The sequence below is a fragment of the Enterococcus sp. FZMF genome, from assembly GCF_030263915.1.
GTDB classification, from domain to species: domain Bacteria; phylum Bacillota; class Bacilli; order Lactobacillales; family Enterococcaceae; genus Enterococcus_D; species Enterococcus_D casseliflavus.
Map to the genome: position 1 here is coordinate 93,192 of NZ_CP127160.1, position 19,456 is coordinate 112,647.

General features: G+C 45.9%; 17 protein-coding genes. 11 read left to right on the top strand and 6 right to left on the bottom strand.

Features of this window, described 5'->3' with window-relative positions; translation table 11 throughout:
• From QN079_RS00425 to QN079_RS00440, 4 genes are all read left to right on the top strand, one after another.
• Complete coding sequence (locus tag QN079_RS00425) at positions 1 to 2,103, top strand: SH3 domain-containing protein (protein WP_289230204.1); 2,103 nt, start codon at positions 1 to 3, stop codon at positions 2,101 to 2,103.
• A gap of 241 nt (positions 2,104 to 2,344) precedes the next feature.
• Entirely contained in the window at positions 2,345 to 2,848 is a 504-nt protein-coding gene (locus QN079_RS00430; RefSeq protein WP_010748525.1) for a general stress protein, read from the top strand.
• A gap of 268 nt (positions 2,849 to 3,116) precedes the next feature.
• The gene (locus QN079_RS00435) at positions 3,117 to 3,683 is read left to right on the top strand and encodes a hypothetical protein (RefSeq protein ID WP_015508723.1); all 567 of its coding nucleotides are present in this window, start codon (positions 3,117 to 3,119) and stop codon (positions 3,681 to 3,683) included.
• Positions 3,684 to 3,973: 290 nt separating this feature from the next.
• The gene (locus tag QN079_RS00440) at positions 3,974 to 4,387 is read left to right on the top strand and encodes a phosphate-starvation-inducible PsiE family protein (protein ID WP_010748527.1); all 414 of its coding nucleotides are present in this window, start codon (positions 3,974 to 3,976) and stop codon (positions 4,385 to 4,387) included.
• 33 nt (positions 4,388 to 4,420) lie between these two features.
• Here the strand turns inward: QN079_RS00440 and QN079_RS00445 are convergent, their stop codons facing one another.
• The 3 genes from QN079_RS00445 to ccpN are packed head-to-tail and all read right to left on the bottom strand — an operon-like array spanning position 4,421 to position 7,748.
• Complete coding sequence (locus QN079_RS00445; protein ID WP_289230205.1) at positions 4,421 to 6,292, bottom strand: fructose-1,6-bisphosphatase; 1,872 nt, start codon at positions 6,290 to 6,292, stop codon at positions 4,421 to 4,423.
• Positions 6,282 to 7,100: a pyruvate, water dikinase regulatory protein gene (locus QN079_RS00450; protein WP_005226564.1), complete on the bottom strand. Its 819-nt coding sequence runs from the start codon at positions 7,098 to 7,100 to the stop codon at positions 6,282 to 6,284. Before QN079_RS00450 ends, QN079_RS00445 begins: the two co-directional genes overlap by 11 nt.
• A 12-nt stretch (positions 7,101 to 7,112) precedes the next feature.
• The gene (ccpN, locus tag QN079_RS00455; RefSeq protein WP_142965147.1) at positions 7,113 to 7,748 is read right to left on the bottom strand and encodes a transcriptional regulator CcpN; all 636 of its coding nucleotides are present in this window, start codon (positions 7,746 to 7,748) and stop codon (positions 7,113 to 7,115) included.
• A 190-nt stretch (positions 7,749 to 7,938) separates the two neighbouring features.
• On the opposite strand from ccpN, the gene ppdK reads away from it, so the two are divergent.
• Positions 7,939 to 10,572, top strand: coding sequence for a pyruvate, phosphate dikinase (gene ppdK / locus QN079_RS00460; protein WP_289230206.1), 2,634 nt, complete (start codon positions 7,939 to 7,941; stop codon positions 10,570 to 10,572).
• Between the two features lie 81 nt (positions 10,573 to 10,653).
• Here the strand turns inward: ppdK and QN079_RS00465 are convergent, their stop codons facing one another.
• Positions 10,654 to 11,046, bottom strand: a complete 393-nt coding sequence (locus QN079_RS00465; RefSeq protein WP_005226569.1) for a YbaN family protein — start codon at positions 11,044 to 11,046, stop codon at positions 10,654 to 10,656.
• A gap of 172 nt (positions 11,047 to 11,218) precedes the next feature.
• Here QN079_RS00465 and QN079_RS00470 point away from each other — a divergent pair, with 172 nt between their 5' ends.
• Positions 11,219 to 12,028, top strand: coding sequence for an aldo/keto reductase family protein (locus QN079_RS00470; protein ID WP_015508726.1), 810 nt, complete (start codon positions 11,219 to 11,221; stop codon positions 12,026 to 12,028).
• A gap of 286 nt (positions 12,029 to 12,314) precedes the next feature.
• Positions 12,315 to 14,360, top strand: a complete 2,046-nt coding sequence (locus QN079_RS00475; RefSeq protein ID WP_005226571.1) for a methyl-accepting chemotaxis protein — start codon at positions 12,315 to 12,317, stop codon at positions 14,358 to 14,360.
• A 146-nt stretch (positions 14,361 to 14,506) separates the two neighbouring features.
• On the opposite strand, the gene QN079_RS00480 is transcribed toward QN079_RS00475, so the two are convergent.
• Together QN079_RS00480 and motA are read right to left on the bottom strand one after the other, a co-directional pair.
• Positions 14,507 to 15,271 (bottom strand): OmpA/MotB family protein, encoded by a 765-nt coding sequence (locus QN079_RS00480; protein WP_289230207.1) that lies wholly within the window; start codon positions 15,269 to 15,271, stop codon positions 14,507 to 14,509.
• 13 nt (positions 15,272 to 15,284) lie between these two features.
• Positions 15,285 to 16,049 carry a flagellar motor stator protein MotA gene (motA, locus tag QN079_RS00485; protein WP_005232810.1) on the bottom strand — a complete coding sequence of 255 codons (765 nt, stop codon included), beginning with the start codon at positions 16,047 to 16,049 and terminating at the stop codon, positions 15,285 to 15,287.
• A 620-nt stretch (positions 16,050 to 16,669) separates the two neighbouring features.
• Between motA and flgB the strand changes: the two genes are divergently transcribed.
• Genes flgB through fliF form a run of 4 tightly spaced genes read left to right on the top strand, consistent with a single transcriptional unit; the run spans position 16,670 to position 19,448 of the window.
• Positions 16,670 to 17,029 carry a flagellar basal body rod protein FlgB gene (gene flgB, locus QN079_RS00490; protein ID WP_017144455.1) on the top strand — a complete coding sequence of 120 codons (360 nt, stop codon included), beginning with the start codon at positions 16,670 to 16,672 and terminating at the stop codon, positions 17,027 to 17,029.
• 21 nt (positions 17,030 to 17,050) lie between these two features.
• Entirely contained in the window at positions 17,051 to 17,467 is a 417-nt protein-coding gene (flgC, locus tag QN079_RS00495; protein ID WP_003129038.1) for a flagellar basal body rod protein FlgC, read from the top strand.
• Positions 17,468 to 17,474: 7 nt separating this feature from the next.
• Positions 17,475 to 17,798, top strand: a complete 324-nt coding sequence (gene fliE / locus QN079_RS00500) for a flagellar hook-basal body complex protein FliE (RefSeq protein ID WP_289230208.1) — start codon at positions 17,475 to 17,477, stop codon at positions 17,796 to 17,798.
• Positions 17,799 to 17,825: 27 nt separating this feature from the next.
• Entirely contained in the window at positions 17,826 to 19,448 is a 1,623-nt protein-coding gene (gene fliF, locus QN079_RS00505; protein WP_175496507.1) for a flagellar basal-body MS-ring/collar protein FliF, read from the top strand.
• The last annotated feature ends 8 nt before the right edge of the window (positions 19,449 to 19,456 follow it).

Consider the following 19,456-nt stretch of genomic DNA (forward strand, 5'->3'; position numbering starts at 1 on the left):
ATGACAATTCGTAAAGAACGACGCCGCTTAGAAAAGCGCTTGAAGCGCACACAATATACCCAAAAAAGTATTACGATGGCTACTACTTTAGTAGCGGGATCAACGTTTATCCCGACCTTAGGGCATGCGGCTGAAACGGCAACGACAGAAACTAGCAATGACCTCAAGGTCGTTGAACAAACAACAAACACTACACCAGAAACCGACAGCACACCGGTTGAGGAAACAACAGCATCGACGACAGCACCTGTTGTGACCGAAGAAACTTCGGAAACGACGGAGGAGTCAGGGACTAAAGCAGTCACTGAGGGATCAGAAACAGCGACGACAGAAAGCACAACAGTCGCTAGTGATGAAGTCTTAGAAGCAGATGAAGTACCATCAGCCCTTTCGGATTTGACCAGTCGGGCCTTATTTTCACGGGCAACGATCGATCCGGCTGCCTTTATCAGTCAGATTTGCGGCTATGCAACGGAAGTAGCGGCAGCAAACGATCTGTATGCCTCTGTCATGATGGCACAAGCGATTTTGGAATCTGGCTGGGGCGCATCAACTTTGACGACCACGGCCAACAATATGTTTGGGATCAAAGGTAGCTATAATGGCCAATACGTGACAATGGATACGTATGAAGATGATGGTTCAGGCAATTATTATTTGATCAGCGCCAAGTTTCGGAAATACCCATCATTAAAAGAGTCTTTTGAAGACAATGCGTATGTGTTGCGCAACACGAGTTTTTCTAGCGGCAACTACTATTACAGCGGTGCGTGGAAAAGCAATACGACCTCTTACACGCAAGCGACCGCTTGGCTGCAAGGGCGGTATGCAACCGATACTTCTTATGCCAGCAAATTAAACAATTTGATCAGTACGTATAATTTAACGCAATATGACACTGGCAGTTCAAATGCAGGCGGCGGCAATAGCAATGAAACGATCGTCAGTGATGAAACAGCGATCAATCAGCAAATGAAAACCACGTCATCCATGAATATTCGTTCGGATGCCTCAACCAGTGCCTCTATTACTGGTTCGTTAGCAGCCAATACGACGTTTACGGCAACGGCGACCAAAACGGGCACCAGCGTCAACGGCAACACCACGTGGTATAAAATTTCTGGCAAAGGCTGGGTCAGCGGTGCATATTTGACGAAGGTTTCGACCGATGATTCAAATAACAATAGCGGATCAGGCAACACCGGTTCTGACAATAGCAATTCTGGCACGATGATCAACAAAAAAATGAAGACGACGGAAGCGATGAATATTCGTTCCAGCGCTTCTACTAGCGGATCAGTGGTAGGATCACTTAGCAAAGGCACGACCTTTACAGCCACTTCTATGAAAACCGGCACATCAGTCAACGGCAACAAAAATTGGTACTATGTCTCTGGCAAAGGTTGGGTCAGCGGTGCCTACCTTACTGAAGTGACCAACAATAATGCTTCTGAAGCAGAAAAAGAAGACAACAGTTCAAGCATCAATCAAAAAATGAAGACGACGGCCGCATTGAATGTCCGCTCGGATGCTTCTACTAGCAGCCGTGTCGTGACGACGCTTGGTCAAGGGGTGACCGTTACCGTGACAGCGAAAAAGAACGGCACTTCAGTGGAAGACAATAAAACGTGGTACTACGTTTCTGGCAAGGGTTGGGTCAGTGGTGCCTACTTGACAACAACCAGCAGCTCTTCCAATAACAGCGGTTCAACGACGACAAATCAGAAAATGAAAACCACCGAGATTTTAAATGTTCGTTCCGATGCTTCTACCAGCAGCAGTATTACTGGTTCTTTAAGTAAAGGGGCAACCGTCACGGTTACCGCAATAAAAACCGGGACGACCGTCAATGGCACGAACAAATGGTATTATGTTTCTGGCAAAGGCTGGGTCAGCGGTGCCTACTTGACAGCTGCTAGCAGTGGGTCTTCTAATACGAATACCAGCAGTAGTTCAACGAAGACGCACACGGTGAAATCAGGTGACAGCCTATGGTCACTGGCACAAAAATACAACACCAGCATCAGCCAAATCGCATCATGGAACAAGATCAACAGCAGCTATACGATCTATGTCGGGCAAAAGTTGATCGTTTCCAAATAATAAGCAAAAGCAACCGCGTGTATGCCATTGGCTCACGCGGTTTTTTATGCTGGATCAAGCGTTCACTAAGCTGCTAGCGGTTTATCAAGAAACTACTTGTTTTTCGTAAGCGCAATCAAACTATTTGGTCAATCAGGGAACCCTGCGTTAGAATGAAAGAAGCAATAGAAATTGCTAGTTTTAAAAGAATTGCTTCAGAACCAGAACAATCGAAGCGTACACAAAATAAGGAGGATTTCACATGCACAACAGAAACCTAACGATTATTGGCAGTTACGACACTCGAACAGAAGTATTACCGGTTATTGAGCAATTGACAAACGAAGGCTATGGCAAAGACGATATCGTGCTGTATGCGAATCAAACAGTCATCGATCAATTTGGGTTAGAATCCATCGATGATGTGGAAGTGGAGCATGCTGCTAGTGAAGACGAAGATCGTTCGCTTTGGGAAAAAATCAAAGATGCGTTTTCTTTTGGCGATTCAGATCACAGAGACGATGAACATGATCCATTATACGGCTACCGAGATGACATCGAACGAGACAAACTCGTTGTCGGCGTCTACGATTATCAGCCGATGGACAAAATAACGGATCGTGCTGCAGATACTGAGCCAATCATCGATCAACCGTTACCAGGTGAAACAGCGATGCCCGATGAGTCCGTTCATCCAACACCGCGCATGGGAGACAGTGATATTGAAGCACCGATCCATGACCCGAATCATCTGCGAAACTTATAAGTAAAAGAATTTCTTAAGTAAAGGAACCATTAAAGCCAGAGGAACGAGCATCCGTCGCACCTGCCAACCCTTAGTGAAGGGATGGGCCCGCAGGTGATCGACCGTCGCCCTCGGGCTTTTTTTGTTGCGCAACGGGCATTCATGTCTTTGTCATCTTTGAAAATAAAACTTAATTTGTTGACGATTGCTTTTTTTTGTATAATATAAGAATGAGATAGATCATTGACGGAAGGTCCAACCATATTTTTGGGAAAGGATGGGGAGTGCGATGAAATTCAAGTTCAATATGCAGTCGGCATTAGTCAGTTGTTTTGTTGCGGTTTTTTTGAGTGTGGCGATCAATCAAGATGCCAATGCCTTTGTTGCCGCGCCCTTTGTTCGAGATTCTTCCAGTAGTTCCTCCGAGCCACCTTACCAGACCGCAAGCAGCAGTATCGAAGAAACCTCTGATTCCAGTCAGATTTTTTATGAAGCCAGTGTTAGTTCGTATACACCGTCTTCAACGACTAGTCGCTCGATCGAAGCGTCGACAAATGAAGGCACGTCTGTTTCTGTAAGCGAAGTAGAGACAGAGCCTAGCGTCAGTACTTCTGCAAGTAGCGAAAGCAGTTCGAGTACCGCGCCGAGTGGCGGCTCAACGACCACCAGCGATACCTCCAGCAGTAGCGCTAGCAGCAGTTCTTCAAGCTCTTCGTCTACGAGTTCGACCAGTACTACAACAAGCAGCTCCAGCAGTGAAACGACTGAACCGTCTTCGGAAACCTCCAATAGCGATGACGAAGCTGCGGAAGATACGAGTGAAAACGTTGATCTAACAGTCGAAGGGGTCAACTGATCCCAGTTTATAAGGAAAACCAGTCCAATCCAAAGGCACCATTTCAGCTAGGCTTTATGCCTAGCTTTTTTATTTGCTTGTGTGAAGGAGTCACGCCCGGCCATTGCCATAAACAGGCTTTTTCGTGGCTGCGTCCCCATAAAGCAGCTATCCCTTTTGACTAGTGAAAAAAGCGACTACCCTCAGTCCTGCGTGTTTATTTCCTTCCTTCCTAAAAAAAGCTGCACTTGCAAGCATATCGTAAAGTGATTTTGAACAGTTTCGCTATAATAAGTGCGAGGAGGGGTGTTATGGGAAAGTATTTTAAGCACTTCGAAAAAATGATTAGTGTGATTGTTGATATTATGTTAGGACTGTTGGTTCTGTTGGTTTTGGTGGTGATGGCGGAAGCGATCTACAAAATCGTTGTCCATGTGATTCCGCTGCATGAAGTCAGTGATCTTTCCTTATTGATCGAAGAGATCGCGACATTGTTTATTTTACTGGAAATTATTTTGATGTTATTGCGTTACGTAAAAGAAGGTCACCATATTCCGGTGCGTTACTTGATTTTGATCAGTATTACAGCAATTTTAAGAGAGCTGCTTTTGGCACAAGGAAAAGGGTTAGAAACGCTCTTTTTGGCCTTAGCGATCTTGGTCTTGATCATTGTGCTGCAGGCGTTGGAAAAACTCAAAGCCTTTCATAGTTCTAAAGGACTGTAAAAAAAATCATCCGATTGGTTGACGAATGACTCGTCAAGGGATCGGATGATTTTTTAATTCTTCAAAAAGCACGCGGCTTTCTTGCTGCAGCCGCTTGCCGATATCTGTTTGCCCTACCGTTGTTCTTTCCGTTTGCCGCACGACGATTTTTTTCTGAGTGACGATGTCACGTCGCTGCTGGATGGCTTGCTGGCGATCTGTAAAGGGTTGATGGGCTGCTAAGGTCATGCCGAAGGAATTTGACAATAGCGTGTAACCAGCAATGCCTGTGACGGATTGGTAGGAGCGAGAGAGTCCGCCATCGATCACCAATAAACGACCATTTGCCTTGATGGGCGTCTCGCCTTTACGGACTTTCACAGGGGTGTGGCCATTGATGATGTGACCTGTCGGCGGCAGACCGAAGGCAGCTAGGACACGGCAGCAGAAGTCTTCGTTTTCCCTTAAAGAATAATAGGCATTTTTTTGTTCCTTATGGGTGTTGCGATCTGCTATAAAGTAGCGCTCAAAGGTTTTCATGGCTTTTTTGCCGAAGAGGGAAGAGCCTTCGCCGCACCAAAGATACCAGATCATATCGGTGGCAAGGTCTGTTTGCTTTTCTGGTTGGGCAAAGCTTTCCTGCAAACATTGCTGAAAAAAGTCCATCAACGCTTTGCCTGCTAAGGGCTGCTGCTGGAAAGTAAAGGCCAGGAAATCGCCGTTTTCCTGACAAGGCAGGCAGCCGTGATACAGCAGGTTGTCGTTGAAGCGCTGGTACAAGGTGCCATGCTCAACTAAAAAGCGCATATGCGCAGCTAAGCGGGGCGAGCGTTGAAATTGGCTCAGCAAATCTTGCAGTACCTCATGTTCTTCTGCTGTCAAACGGTAAGGATCATCGGGATCTACTAGTTGAAAACAGCCGTTGATCAATGGATAGGTCTGGTCTAGCTGGATTTGTTGCCGATCTTGAGACAAGCGATGCAACAAGCAGCGCTCTGCCATCGCAAATGCTGGTCGCCGCTGGATCACGGCTGCTTCGACTTTGAATTGGATGATGGCAAACGCCTGTTGCAAAAGCATGGCGGCTTTTTTTTGCTGGCTTGATAAAGGGTCCACTGTTTTTTGCGGATAAAAGCCTTCATTTTCTGTGTAATATTTTTGACTCAAAGCCAGTGCTTTTGATAGATCGATCCCATAACCATCTTGTAATAATGCCAGATTGCCGTAGCGAGCAGCGATGCGGATCGTATTGGCCAAACAGGGCAGCGAGCCGCAAAAGCTGCCGATCCATAAGATATCATGGTTGCCTAGCTGAATATCCAGTGAGGGCAAAGTCATCAAGCGATCGACGATTTTGTCTGGCGCTGGTCCGCGATCATAAATATCGCCTAAGACGTGGAGATGATCCACTACGAAGCGCTGAATCAAGTACGCCAGTTCTTGGCAAAAAAGCGGGGCGGCCTCTAATTCAATGATCTTATCAAAAATCGCCCGATAGTAAGCTTCTTTATTGAAGTCGGCATCATATTGGTACAACAGTTCTTCTAAGATATAAGCAAAAGAAGACGGCAGTGCTTTGCGTACCTTGGAGCGTGTGTATTTACTGGAAGTAAAGCGGGCAACTTTTACTAGCTGTGCCATCTTTAAGCGCCAATCGGCAGGGGTCCAGGCCTGTTCTTGTAATAGCTCCTCTGGATAATAAATGACAAAACAAAGTTCGGTCTGTTCTTCTTTCGTCAAGACGCCAGTAAACAAAATCTCGACTTTTTCTCGGATACTGCCAGAACCATTCCGCAAAATATGGTCAAAGGCATCGTATTCGCCATGCAGATCGCTGACAAAGTGCTCGGTGGCTTTCGGCAGCTGCTGGATGGCTTCCAAGTTGATGATCTCGGTCAGGTTTGCCAAGGCGTCTTTATTGAACATGGGCCTGTTCTTTGGCTTGTTCTTCAATCAGCATCGCGCTTTCTTCAATGGAACGTTTGCTGACATCGATCACCGGAATGTTCAGCTTTTTGAACCATTCATTCGCGTAAGCTAATTCTGCTTCGATTCGTTCACAATTGGTGTAATGGGTCTCTTCTTTTAAGCCCAATGAATGCATTCGGGAGCGCCGAATCTCGGTCAGAGATTCTGGATTCGTGGTCAAACCGACCATTTTTCGCGGGTCGACTTGGTGCACTTCGGCTGGCAAAGCAACTTCAGGAATCAAAGGCAGATTTGCCACTTTGTAGCCGCGGTTTGCCATGTATAAACTCAATGGTGTCTTCGAGGTTCGCGAAACCCCTAAGAGGACAAAGTCAGCATCGAGAAATCCCCGTGGGTCTTTGCCGTCGTCGTATTTCACCGCAAATTCCATCGCTGCCACCCGGCTGAAATATGCTTGGTTCAAGCGATGCAAGGCACCAGGCTCTTGGACGGCTTCTACACCGAATGTTTTTTCCAGCATCGTGGTCAAGGGCGACATAAAGTCGACATACTGCAAACCAGTCCGCTTGGCAAAGGCATCAACAAAGGCGACTAACTCTTTATTGACTAAGGTGGTAACGACGATCGATTTGTCTAGCAAGGCATCTTTGAGGATCTCGCCTAAGCTCTCTTCATCATTAGTAAAGGGAAAGAGCTGGATGTCTGAAAGGTCGATCGTGGGAAACTGCGCGGAAACGGCTGCGATCAGCTTTTGTGCCGTTTCGCCTACGGAATCTGAAATCAAATATATTCGAACGTTCTTCATTGTTTTTGCCCCCTAAAAGTGTGTGTTGTCACTGTCATTGCCTGCTTGAATAAAGTAATTCATCAGCCGTGTCTTCGTGATTTTGCCGATGACTTTTTTTGGTTCCTGCGGATCGACCACAGGCAAGGTATCGACTTCATGTCGCCCTAACAACGTACCAGCCGTCAAAATCGTTTCTTCGGCTGTGATGGTCACGATGTTTGGCATGCGAGTCATGATCATCGCTACAGGTGTTTTTTCTGGTGCGGCATTGCTGATCGCAAAGCGCAGTAGGTCTTTGCGGGAGAGGACCCCAATCAGCTCGTCTTGGTCATTTTTGACATAGAGGGAACCGACATCGTACATAAACAAAGTCGTGACCGCTTCATAAACGGAGACCGTTTGTGAGATCAGCAACGGCGGGATCATGACTTCTGCAACTTTGGTATGGTAGAGTTTTTCGAAAAGCAAAGGCTCAACGGTTTGTCCTGTATAGAAATAGCCGACTTTCGGTCGGGCGTCTAATAAACCGGTCATGGTCAAAATCGATAAGTCATTCCGCAAGGTTGCGCGGCTCAAGCCCAACTGCTTCGCAATGGTTTCCCCACTGATTGGCTGATGCTCTTTGACGATCTCAATGATTTTCATTTGTCTTTGGCTTAATTCCAATGTGTCACCTTCTTTCTTTTATGTGCTATGCTATTGATTATATGATTTTCCGAATAAAAAGGCAATCCTTCTCTTTTAAAAAGGATAAATCCCTTAAAAGTTTTCTTTTTTCAGCTTGACGATTAAATGTGTCATACTATATACTGCTAATTAATCGAAATAGTATATAACATTTAAAAGGAGGAACATGATGGAAAAAGCAGTCGTATGGTTTTCAGAAGGCACAAAAGAGCAAAAAGCACTATTAGGCGGGAAGGGGGCAAATCTTGCGGAGATGACCAATTTGGGTTTGCCTGTTCCCCAGGGATTTATCGTCCCTGCGACTATTTGCCTGACCTATTTAGAAGAACAGGTTCTTCCTGAGGCGATCATCAAGCAAGTCAAAGCTGCCATCGAAGAATTGGCAGTCCGCAGGAACAAAACATTTGGCGGACTGCAGTCGCCGTTGTTGGTTTCTGTCCGTAGTGGGGCTAAGTTTTCCATGCCAGGGATGATGGATACGATCTTAAACCTTGGGTTGAATGATGAAACCGTCCAAGGCTTGGCTCAGCAGACGGGGGACCCCGTTTTTGCTTATGATTGTTACCGCCGTTTGATCCAAATGTATGGGGATGTGGTGAAAGGTGTAGCAAAAGAGCACTTTGAAGCCTACTTGACAGATTATAAGAAACAGCAGAATTATGCGTCAGACCAAATGATGACTGGCAATGATTGGCAAATGATCTGCCGCGTGTTTCAAAGTATTTATATGGAACATACTCAAGAAGCGTTTCCGCAAGACCCGTTTCAGCAATTGTTGGCAGCCATCACGGCGGTTTTTCGCTCATGGAACAACCCACGGGCAAAGACCTACCGATCTCTCCATCGCATCCCTGACGATCTAGGGACTGCCGTAACGATTCAAGAAATGGTGTTTGGTAACAGCGGGATAAATAGTGGGACGGGTGTCGCCTTCACCCGCAATCCAGCAACCGGGGAACCGGGACTTTTCGGCGAATTTTTAGTGTGTGCCCAAGGGGAAGATGTGGTTGCAGGGATTCGTACACCGCAACCGATCCAAGCGTTGGCACAGCAGCATCCCAGGATCTATCAGGAATTAAAGCAACTGGCTGAGCGTTTGGAGGATCACTATCAAGACATGCAAGACATTGAGTTTACCATCGATGACGGCCAGCTGTTTGTCTTGCAAACAAGAAACGGCAAACGAACCGCCGCTGCCGCAGCGCAAATCGCAACGGATATGGTTGCAGAAGGCCGGATCACCATCAGGCAAGCACTAGATCGCATCACACCAGAAATGATCGATCAATTGCTGCACCCGTTATTTGCCCCCGAAGCCTTACAGCAAGCCAAAGCCTTTGCGCAGGGCTTGCCGGCTAGTCCAGGAGCAGCTTCAGGACATGTCTATTTCACTGCAGAGGCGGCGGAAAAAGCCAGCCGCGCAGGAGAAAAAGTTCTGTTGCTGCGGCAGGAAACCTCACCTGAAGATATTGAAGGCATGGTGGTGAGTGAAGCGATCATTACCGCTCGTGGGGGGATGACTTCTCATGCGGCGGTGGTCGCCCGTGGTCTGGGGGTCTGCTGTGTGGTAGGGTGCGAGGCATTAAGTGTCGATGTATTTTTGAAGCAGGCTCGCTGCGGCGAGCTGCTGATTGAAGAAGGTGACGTGCTTTCGGTAGACGGCAGCACTGGCAAACTGTATCAAGGGCAGCTGCCTATGACCAGTGTCCAGGAGCGGGTCTTGCTGGATCAGCTTTTGACGTGGGCACAAGCCCAGGCAGATCTAAAGGTTTACGCAAATGCGGAAACGAAAAACGACATTGAGGCTGCGCTGGCCTTTGGGGCAGCGGGCATCGGTCTGGCACGGACGGAGCATATGTTTTTTGGGGAAGAGCGTTTGTGGAAAATGCGGGAAGTCATCTTGGCGGAAACGAAGGCGGAACGATTGAAGGCGTTGGCTGAGATCAAGGCTTATCAAAAAGCCGATTTCCAAGAAATGCTGCAGGCCGCGCAAGGAAAGAAGTGCACGATTCGTTTATTAGATCCACCACTTCATGAATTTTTGCCCCATGAGCATGAACGCCTTGAAATGGCTCGCCGTAGTCAAAAATCATTGGCAGTGATCGAGCGGCGAATTGACGAGCTGCAAGAGGTCAATCCCATGATGGGGCATCGCGGCAGCCGTTTAGGACTGAGCTATCCAGAAATTTATGAAATGCAAACAGCGGCAATTTGTGAAGCGGCTGTGGAATTGCGGCAGCAAGGAGTCGAGGTAGAGGCGGCGATCTTATTGCCCCTGATCAGTTTGCCCGCAGAGCTGCAGGTGTTGAAAGCGACGTTGACACAGGTGATCGCTCAAGCAGAAGCAACCCTGCAGCAACCATTGCACATCGAGATCGGCATGATGATCGAGACACCTAGAGCGTGCTTGATCGCTGGGGAGTGTGCTGAAGATGCTGCGTTCTTTAGTTTTGGTACCAATGACTTGACTCAAATGACCTTTGGCTTTTCGCGGGATGATGCAGGCAGCTTTATTCAAGCCTATTTGCAGTCGGGGATCTTACAAGAAGATCCTTACCAGCACTTAGATCAGGCGGGTGTTGGCACGTTGATGCGCCAAGCGATCACTGGCGTAAGAGATCGTCAGCCAGAGCACTCGATCGGTGTTTGTGGCGAAGTCGGCAGTGATCCCTATTCCATTGCATTTTTGCGAGAGATCGGCATCGACTATGTTTCTTGCTCCCCATACCGAATCCCTGCTGCCTGGTTAGCGATCGCCCAATCCGCCCCCATCATCGAAGAGGCGTCAGTGGGCTCCCGCTAAAATAGGAGAAAAAAATACACCGCAGTCCACTAGCAAGGCTCGCCTGCTTGGTGGATTACAGTGTGTTCGTGCAGCTTCACCTTACAGGGGCTGATCCGTTTTTTGAATCGCGGGTTTGCGTCCTTTTAAATACCAAGTGATCCCAATAACATGGGCGAGGTAGATGGCAGCGAGGACGAAACGTACCAGCAGATTAGGGATCAATAGTGCAGGAATGGCAAAGACTACCAGCATCATGGCAAACATCCGAACCATTCCCTTGGTGCTCAGCTGTTTTTGTACGAGTGGTTTTTCAATGTATTTTTGATAATTTTCTGATTGAACCAAGCGTTGATAATAGGTATCGGAACTCCGCAGCCAGAAATAAGCCGTCAGCAAGTAAAAGACCGTTGTAGGTAAGAAAGGCAAAAATATTCCTAATGTACCTAAACCGAATGTCAGTGATCCACAAAGAAAAAATAGTGTTTTTTTCAAAAGTAACCCTCCTTATTTGGGTGTTTCGTGTCTTACCCTCAGTATAACGGAGGAGGGGCAGCTTGAACATGCGTTTTGTGCTTTTCCCCGTTTTTTAGCGGCAATAAGAGTTTTTCTTCCCCATACTCCTGCTTTTTTGATAGACTAGAAACAACACAAAGGGGGAAGCAGCATGGAAACGATTGAATTGAATACCGGCATTCAGATTCCAGTGATCGGCAGTGGGACGAATACATTTGGGAAAGAAAACCGAGAATACCAAGGTGCGATCAATGATGATACGACAGAGCTGTTGACTGCTATCAAGCTTGGGTATCGGCATTTTGATACGGCGATTTCTTACCGCAACGAAGCCGTGGTAGGCAAAGCCATCAAGGAAAGCGGGATCGACCGCAGCGAATTTTTCCTGACTTCTAAGATTCCTGGCAAACCAGAGCATACGCAAGATGCAGCTGCCGTGAAAGCGTCTGTCGAAGCGAGTTTAGCAGCCCTGCAGACGGAATCAATCGATCTTTATTTGATCCATCATCCGTGGGACAACTTGGCAGAGATCGCCGCTGTCTGGGCGGTTCTTGAGGCTTATGTCGATAAAGGAGTCTTAAAAGCGATCGGGGTGTCCAATTTCCAAGAAGAAGAACTTAGCTATTTATTGGCAAACAGTCGGATCAAACCAGCGGTCAATCAAATCGAATCGCATCCAGGCAAGTGGAACGACGCGATCATCGCCTATTCCTTAGCCAATCAGGTAGTTCCAGAAGCCTGGGGGCCACTTTCCCGAATTTCAGAAGCGGCTCGGGAAACCTTGACCCAAATCGGTGAAGCGCATCAAAAAACCTGGAGCCAAGTGGTCTTGCGTTACCAAATCGAGCGTGGGGTGATCGTGATTCCGAAATCCCATTCAGAAAAACATCAAGCCGAAAATTTAGCGCTCTTTGATTTCGCTTTGACGGCGGAAGAAAAAGCCGTCATCAAAGAATTATAGGCAATAAAAAGCAGTCCCATTAAAGGGAACCTACAGCCAGTGCGGAAACTTCCGTGCTGGCTATTTTTATGCAGTCGCAACGCTCCTTCATGACTGAGGAGCTTTTCTATTCGTTAGATCAGCAATCGTAAGCCTTAGCAAAAAAAAGAAAATGCGCTTGCAGCCGTTTCTGCCAATGAACCCTCTTAATCATTCAAAGAAATAACCGATTATCCTTACTAAGGGTCGTCTACGGACGAGTCTTCATTGGATCGTGTGAAATTGGAAATGAAGGAGTGGCACAGTTGTGAAAAAAAGAAAAAAGACGATAGGAATTTATGTGATGATCACCTTGATGCTGGTTGCGGGGATCCCGATCATTGTCATGCTGACAAGTTCCTATTTAACCACCAAGAACTTATTGATTGAACGAAATGATTTGAACAAAGAAAGTGCCGTCAATTTGATCTTGGCGGAAGAAAAGAGTTTGCGCCGATCGACGGAAAGCAAATTGAAATCAATGGCTGAACTGCCAGCGATGAAAACAGAATTCAGCATGGGACGCATCCGTTCAGATCTTTCTTTAGCGATTGCTGGAAGTAACAGCTTCTTAGCGGTGACTTTTGGAACAGAAGATGATGAGTATGTGACCTTCAATCCCTTACCAGATGATTATAAGCCCACGATTCGGCCATGGTACAAAGGGGCCGTAAAAGCCGAAGGAGAAGTCTATTGGACAGCACCTTATTTAGATACAGTGTCGAATCAATTTGTGACGTCGGCTTCGATCAGGGTCAAAAATTCCCATAATCAAGTGGGGGTTTTAAGCGTCGATGTTTCCTATGAAAGCATTCAAAACATCTTGTCTTCCTTTACCGTAGGGCGGACTGGGAATGTCACCTTAGTTTCAGAATCTGGGGTCATCGTGACCTCAAAAAACACCAAACAAATCGGTAAGAATATCAAAGAAGAAGAAGTGTTCCAAAAAATCAAAGAAGCTAAAAACCCGACAGGCATGGTTGGCTTAGGCGACTCGAATAAAGTCAACGATGTGTTGTATGACAAGTCTGCTGATTCCAATGTTTGGGCGTACTCCGAAGTCAAAGCTAGTGATCTAGACAAAGAGCTAGGAGCGTTAGTCCGCACCACCATTATCGTTACGATCTTGATGCTGCTCTTTGTAGGACTGGTTTCTTATGCCGCGATCAAAGTAGTCGCAGCGATCATCGATTGCTTCAATCGTTACTTTAGAAAAGTCGGTGAAGGCAAACTAGAGAAGATGAGCAAAACCAAAAGAGCCAAAGGCGAAAAATGGACATGGGATCAACTGGCACGCCGAGTTGTTTATCCAGACAAAGCAGGCAATGAGATCCAGCAAATGGCGGACAATTACAATGTGATGATCGAAGGCACGGGTGCATTGATCCAAAAAGTACAAAAAGAAAGCAACAGTGTCGCAGGAATGTCTGATTCTTTATTAGAATTGTCAAAACAAACCAATATTGCGACAGAAGAAGTCTCTCAAACCATTACGGGGATTGCTGAAGTGACCGGTGCTCAAGCCCAAGAAACAGAATACAGCGTGTCCCAAATGCAAAATCTGTCGCAAGTCGTGAAAGAATTACGAGAAAATGTTGGCGGCATGAGCAGCAAGTCGCAAGAATCTACGAAGATCAATCAAGAAAACTTAACGATCATGGATCAAGTCGATGACAGCTGGCGACAAGAGTTGGCACAGATGGAGCGTTTGATGTCGAACATGACGGGAATGAATGATAGTATCCAAAACATCAACTCGATCATTGGGGTCATCAACGATATTTCTTACCAAACCAACTTGCTAGCCTTGAATGCATCGATCGAAGCGGCGAGTGCAGGTGAGTCGGGCAAAGGCTTTGCCGTCGTGGCAGCTGAGATCCGTAAATTGGCGGAACAAAGCAAGGCTTCTACCAAAGAGATCGAAGCGATCATTGAAGAAATTCGTGAGCAGTCGAGTCAAATGGTCAAACAAACGTCGGCATCTGTCAAAGGCGGCGTTCGCCAAACCAACTTGATCAAAGAAGCGATCTCGTCTTCAAAAGAAGTTTTCCAACGCAGCAGCTATATGATCGAAGGCATCCATCATATTGAAGCAGCCAGTGCACGTATCGAAAACATTCAAAACAGTGTACTGGAAAACTTAGAAAACATTTCCGCATCAACGGAAGAAAATGCCGCTGGTACACAAGAAGTTTCCGCAAATGCAGAAGAAGTCTTGGCAACCATGGATGAATTTACCAACCATGTGGCCGATCTCAGAGACATTGCAGAAGAGTTGAAGCGATTGACCAATCGGTTTGAAGTGGAAAAATAAACCAAGCAAAAAAATCACTCATCAGCTATTCGCAAGAATGGCTGATGAGTGATTTTTGTTTAGTGAGTAGGAGACTGCAATAAAGCCAAGACGGATATTGGTCGTCTTGGCTTTTCATAATGATATTTATAAAACCGTATTATGGGCTATTGTGCCGTTTCAGTCCGCTGAATGATCATCTCCACGCGGCGGTTTTCCGAGCGGCCTTGGGGGGTGTTGTTATCGGCCTTCGGTTCGGTATCGGCAAAGGCTTGGATGGCAGCATTTTTTTCTAAAACGGCGCCTTTGCTGATGAAGTACTCCATAACGGTAATGGCCCGAGCGGAACTAAGATCCCAGTTAGATTGGTAGCGGCCATTGCCTTTTTCAGGTACGTTATCGGTATGCCCAGCGATCACGATTTTGTTGGTTTTTAATTTTTTCAGTGAGTCCGATAGCAGATCCAGTGACTGACGAGTGGTGTCCGTGATCTCGGCGCTGCCAGAGGCAAACAAGATGCTGCTGGCAAGCGTGATATGCAAGCCATCGGATTCCAAGCGGACTTCTGTCTGCTCTTTTAAGCCAGAAGCTGCCAGCTCTTGTGACAGCTGGTCGCTGATTTTTTCTAGTTGCTGATTTTCTAGTTGGGTCCGAACCGCTGCTTCTTGCGCTTGTGCTTCGGCAGAAGTGGCGGCTTTTTTTCGCGGCGTGGTCTCGCCCATATCGATCACCGACCCAATCACAGATGAATTGCTGTGGTGGCTGGAAAGGATGGTGCCAAATTCGCTTTTGATTTCTTGGAACTTCTCATCATCGACTTTCGCCATAGCAAACATGACGATGAACAAAGCCAGCAGCAAGGTCAACATATCCGAGTAAGGCAAAAGCCACGCTTCGTCTACATGTTCTTCATGTTTCTTTTTTCGCTTCATGTCGCTTCACCCTTTATAATTGTTCTTGCCGTTTTTTCGGATCGATCAAGCTGTATAATTTTTTCTCAATGCTTTTCGGCGATTGTCCGGCTTGGATCGCTAAGACCCCTTCCACGATGATCGACATCATTTGGACCTCTTGCTCCGATTTCAAGGTCAGTCGTGAGCTAAAGGGAATGAACAGGACATAGCCGAAGAAAATACCATAAAGGGTCGCCACGAAAGCCGCCGAGATCATGTGCCCCAGTGCTTCTACATCCTCTAAATTACCTAGCGCCCCAATCAGCCCGATCACGGCTCCTAACACCCCTAAGGTCGGGGAACTCGTGCCGGCGGTTTTAAAAATAGCCGAGCCGATGCGATGCCGTTCTTCGATCCCATAGATCTCATTCTCCATGATTTCTTGGATCTGTTCGGCAGCGATGCCATCAACCACCATTTCCAAGCCCTTTTTTAAAAAAGGATCTTCTAAGTTTTGGATGGCACCTTCAAGAGATAACAAACCATCGCGCCGGGCTTGGTTGGCTAATTCAACGATGGTATTGATGGTTGTTTTTAAGTCGTATTCTTTATTTTTCAGCAGAACGCCGAAGATCTTCGGGATTTTTTTGATGTCACTGCTGGGAAATGAATTGATAACGGCTGCGATCACACCAACGAAAATGATGATCGCGGCTGCCGGATTGATCAAAACGGCCACATTGGCACCTTTTACAATCATCCCAACCACCACAGATATCAGTCCTAAAATAATACCGATCAGCAAGAAAAAATCCATTTGTTGCGTCCTCCTAAATTCTATTTCCAGGTTTTAAACCCTCATTTATTTTATCGGTGAATTAAAATCATTCTTAATAGCAAAAAAAAATAATCCTAAAAATAACTAAAATAAATTTTCAGCTTCTTCTTTTTTTGTTGTTTTTTGGACAAGTTGCGACAAATTTTTGAAATGGTACAGCTTGCAATTTTTGTGAATATTTATAGATGGTACCGTTTTTTTTCGTGAAGCGTTTCTCAGGGTTTGTCATGTCATTCAGCGCAAATGAAAATGTTTTAATCAATTTTTCGAATAATGCTTGTTTTTTTATCAAAAAACTGATTTTGATCAAAAGGCATAGATATGCTTGTAAAACGCTTTATATCGATCGTTTACTTTTTATAACTGGGGACGAAATTGCGATGAAACAGTGTTTAACAAATAACATAACATGGTTGTAACTTAAATGTCATATCCGTAAAGTTGCAAAAATCAAATTGTAAAATAAAAATAATTCTACTATAATGACATCACGTCTTCTTGTTTTTTTAATCTATAACAAAAAAATAAATAAATATATTTGTTTCTGTTCCATCGCTGAAAAAAATGTTTGGTACAGAAGGTGGAAGGAGCAATTATTGTTGGATACCTATGATTTATTAAAAACAGCCATGAACGTTTCTGCCCAACGCGCAGAATTGATTTCGTCTAATATCGCCAATGTCAACACGGATGGGTACAAAGCAAAACGCATCGTGTTTGAAAGCGAATTAAAGCAGGCACTCGCTTCATCAGGGACGGACGCTGCAACCGAAGCGTCAGTTTCTCAAGTAAAACCGAAAATCACTGAAAATGCAACTACCAGCATCAAAGACAACGGCAATAACGTGGATCTTGAAGTGGAGATGTTGGATCAAGCAGCCAATGGGTTATATTACAGTGCATTGACCGCACAAGTCAACGGTCGCTTGCAAATGATGAACCTTGTATTGAGTAATTGATAGAAAGCGCAGGAAAAACAAATGGGTATGTTTAATGGACTAACGATCAACGCGAGCGGTCTAGCATTGGAACGGTTAAAACTAGATACGATCTCCAGCAATATCGCAAATGTAAATACGAATCAAACACAAACAACCGCTGCTTATCAAAAAAAGAGTATTCTTTTTTCAGAAAATTTAAAAAATAGTCGTGAAGGAACACCGGCGACATATGGTGTCAAAGTGACGGGGATCGCTGCCGATGAGACGGAAAAACTGACCTATGATCCTACGAATCCCGCTGCCAACGATGAGGGATATGTCGGTCAATCAAATGTGGATATTGCCGATGAAATGGTGGCAATGTTGCAAGCGGTTCGAACGTACGAAGCCAATGTTTCTGCTTCAGAAATGAATAAAACGATCTTGAAAAAAGCATTAGAAATATCAAAGGGGTAACGAGAAAATGGATGGACTTTTAACGACAGGATTAACGGACTACCAAAACGTTTTGCGGACACTAGGCACGGGGGCTGCTTCAAACGAGACCAGTGCTGCAGGCGCCGAGGAAAATCAGTTTTCTTCTTACTTGACCCATGCGGTCGATCAGTTGAATCAAAAAACGGCGGTCATGGATCAAGATACTGTAAATTTGATCACCGGCGATGAAAGCGATCTAGGGAATGTGATGATTCGCATGACGGAGGCGCAATTGGCGCTACAAACAGCCGTTCAAGTACGAAACAAGTGTTTAGAAGCTTACAATGACGTGAAAAATATGCAGTTTTAGCAGTGGGTGAGGGAATAAGGATAAATGATGGATAAAGTGAAAGAATGGACAGAACAACTCAAAGACCGTTGGCAAATGCAAAGCTCTTTAAAGAAAATGATCGTTGTTCTTTCCGTTATCAGCGTTCTCGGAATCACAGCAGCTGTGTATTATTTAAATACGCGAATTGAATACGGTATCTTGTTTACGGATCTAAGCGATGCCGATGCGGGAACGATCAGCAAGGATTTGGAGGAACAGCAGATCGCCTACAAATTAGCCGACAATGGGACGACTATTTTGATCGATAAAGACCAAGTCGATGAATACCGCATCAATCTTGCCGTGGACAATAAATTACCAAATACCAGTACAGGCTTTGAATTATTTGATGATGCCAACATGATGACAACCGACGAAGACCGCAAGATCATGTATCAGCGGGCAGTAACGGGCGAACTGCAACGAGCGATCGAGTCGATCGATGCGGTCAAATCCGCCAAAGTTTTACTCGTGATGCCAGAAGAAAGTGTCTTTTCTTCTGAGGAAAGTGCGCCAACTGCTTCTATCGTGTTGACCTTGAAAAATCAGCAGATCTCAGACGAGTCCGTGCAAGGGATCGTTACCTTGACTTCAGGGGCAGTGGAAAAGCTGAAGCCAGAAAATGTAAAAGTCGTTGATAGTGCTGGCAATACCTTGACGAGAACCGAAGATGAAGCCAGTCAATTAAGTGGCCTGAACAATAAATACATTGCCATCAAAGATTCCTACGAAAAAACGCTAGAAGAAAAAGTAGCGAAGCTGCTGACACCGATCTATGGCGCAGACAAATTCCAAGTGTCGATCAATTTAGACTTGAATTTTGACTCGATCGAGCGGAAGAAAGTCACTTATGATGACCCAGAGATCAAGAGTGAGACAGTGCAGGCTGCTGGTTCGCAAGGCACCGTCCAAGAAGCCCAAACAGGGACGGTGGATGACAATGTCTCCAATGTGACGGGTACGGATGGAGAGGGAAACAATTCCTATAGCCGTTCGGTGGAAAACGAATTGGATACCGAGACCACCACGACCATTACGGCCCCTGGCATGATCGAACGAATGACCAGCTCGATCGTGATCAATGCGAACCTTTCGCAAGCGGATCAAGCAGAATTGCAGCAGTTGATTGCTAGTGCCGTCGGCTATGACAATGACCGTGGTGATCAAATCGCGATCCAAGGATTTGACTTTGCCCAAGCAGAGGTTGATCCAGCCGTTGATCCGCAAGGGAATGAACCGATTGCAGCTGCCAAAGGTTATCTCAAGTATGCCATCATCGGCGGCATCGTGTTGACCTTGTTCTTAGTGATTTTAATGATCGTTGGCGTGATCCGACGTCGTCGTAAAGAAGACGAGCTGGAAGTCGATGTGACGGAGGAAATGGTCACTTTTGCACAACCGTCAGCAGTTAGCACTGGTACAAGTCCGACCGTTGCACAAGAAGTCGTTTTTGGCGGTGTCGGCAATCGGTCTGCTGAAACGAAACCAGCGGTGCCAGAAGCATCCACACAAGAAGCCGCAGCAGAACATTCAGGAGAACCAACATTGGATCAAACGGCTAGAAATTATGCCGAAAGCAATCCTGAAGTAGCGGCGGAATTGATCAAAGCTTGGATGAAAGAAAAATAAGGGGGCAG

What these genes read in the sequence shown, in the direction of transcription:
- QN079_RS00425 (WP_289230204.1), top strand. Translation starts at nt 1, where the DNA reads ATGACAATTCGTAAAGAACGACGCCGCTTAGAAAAGCGCTTGAAGCGC.
- QN079_RS00430 (WP_010748525.1), top strand. Translation starts at nt 2,345, where the DNA reads ATGCACAACAGAAACCTAACGATTATTGGCAGTTACGACACTCGAACA.
- QN079_RS00435 (WP_015508723.1), top strand. Translation starts at nt 3,117, where the DNA reads ATGAAATTCAAGTTCAATATGCAGTCGGCATTAGTCAGTTGTTTTGTT.
- QN079_RS00440 (WP_010748527.1), top strand. Translation starts at nt 3,974, where the DNA reads ATGGGAAAGTATTTTAAGCACTTCGAAAAAATGATTAGTGTGATTGTT.
- QN079_RS00445 (WP_289230205.1), bottom strand. Translation starts at nt 6,292, where the DNA reads ATGTTCAATAAAGACGCCTTGGCAAACCTGACCGAGATCATCAACTTG.
- QN079_RS00450 (WP_005226564.1), bottom strand. Translation starts at nt 7,100, where the DNA reads ATGAAGAACGTTCGAATATATTTGATTTCAGATTCCGTAGGCGAAACG.
- ppdK (WP_289230206.1), top strand. Translation starts at nt 7,939, where the DNA reads ATGGAAAAAGCAGTCGTATGGTTTTCAGAAGGCACAAAAGAGCAAAAA.
- QN079_RS00470 (WP_015508726.1), top strand. Translation starts at nt 11,219, where the DNA reads ATGGAAACGATTGAATTGAATACCGGCATTCAGATTCCAGTGATCGGC.
- QN079_RS00480 (WP_289230207.1), bottom strand. Translation starts at nt 15,271, where the DNA reads ATGAAGCGAAAAAAGAAACATGAAGAACATGTAGACGAAGCGTGGCTT.
- motA (WP_005232810.1), bottom strand. Translation starts at nt 16,049, where the DNA reads ATGGATTTTTTCTTGCTGATCGGTATTATTTTAGGACTGATATCTGTG.
- flgC (WP_003129038.1), top strand. Translation starts at nt 17,051, where the DNA reads ATGGGTATGTTTAATGGACTAACGATCAACGCGAGCGGTCTAGCATTG.
- fliE (WP_289230208.1), top strand. Translation starts at nt 17,475, where the DNA reads ATGGATGGACTTTTAACGACAGGATTAACGGACTACCAAAACGTTTTG.
- fliF (WP_175496507.1), top strand. Translation starts at nt 17,826, where the DNA reads ATGGATAAAGTGAAAGAATGGACAGAACAACTCAAAGACCGTTGGCAA.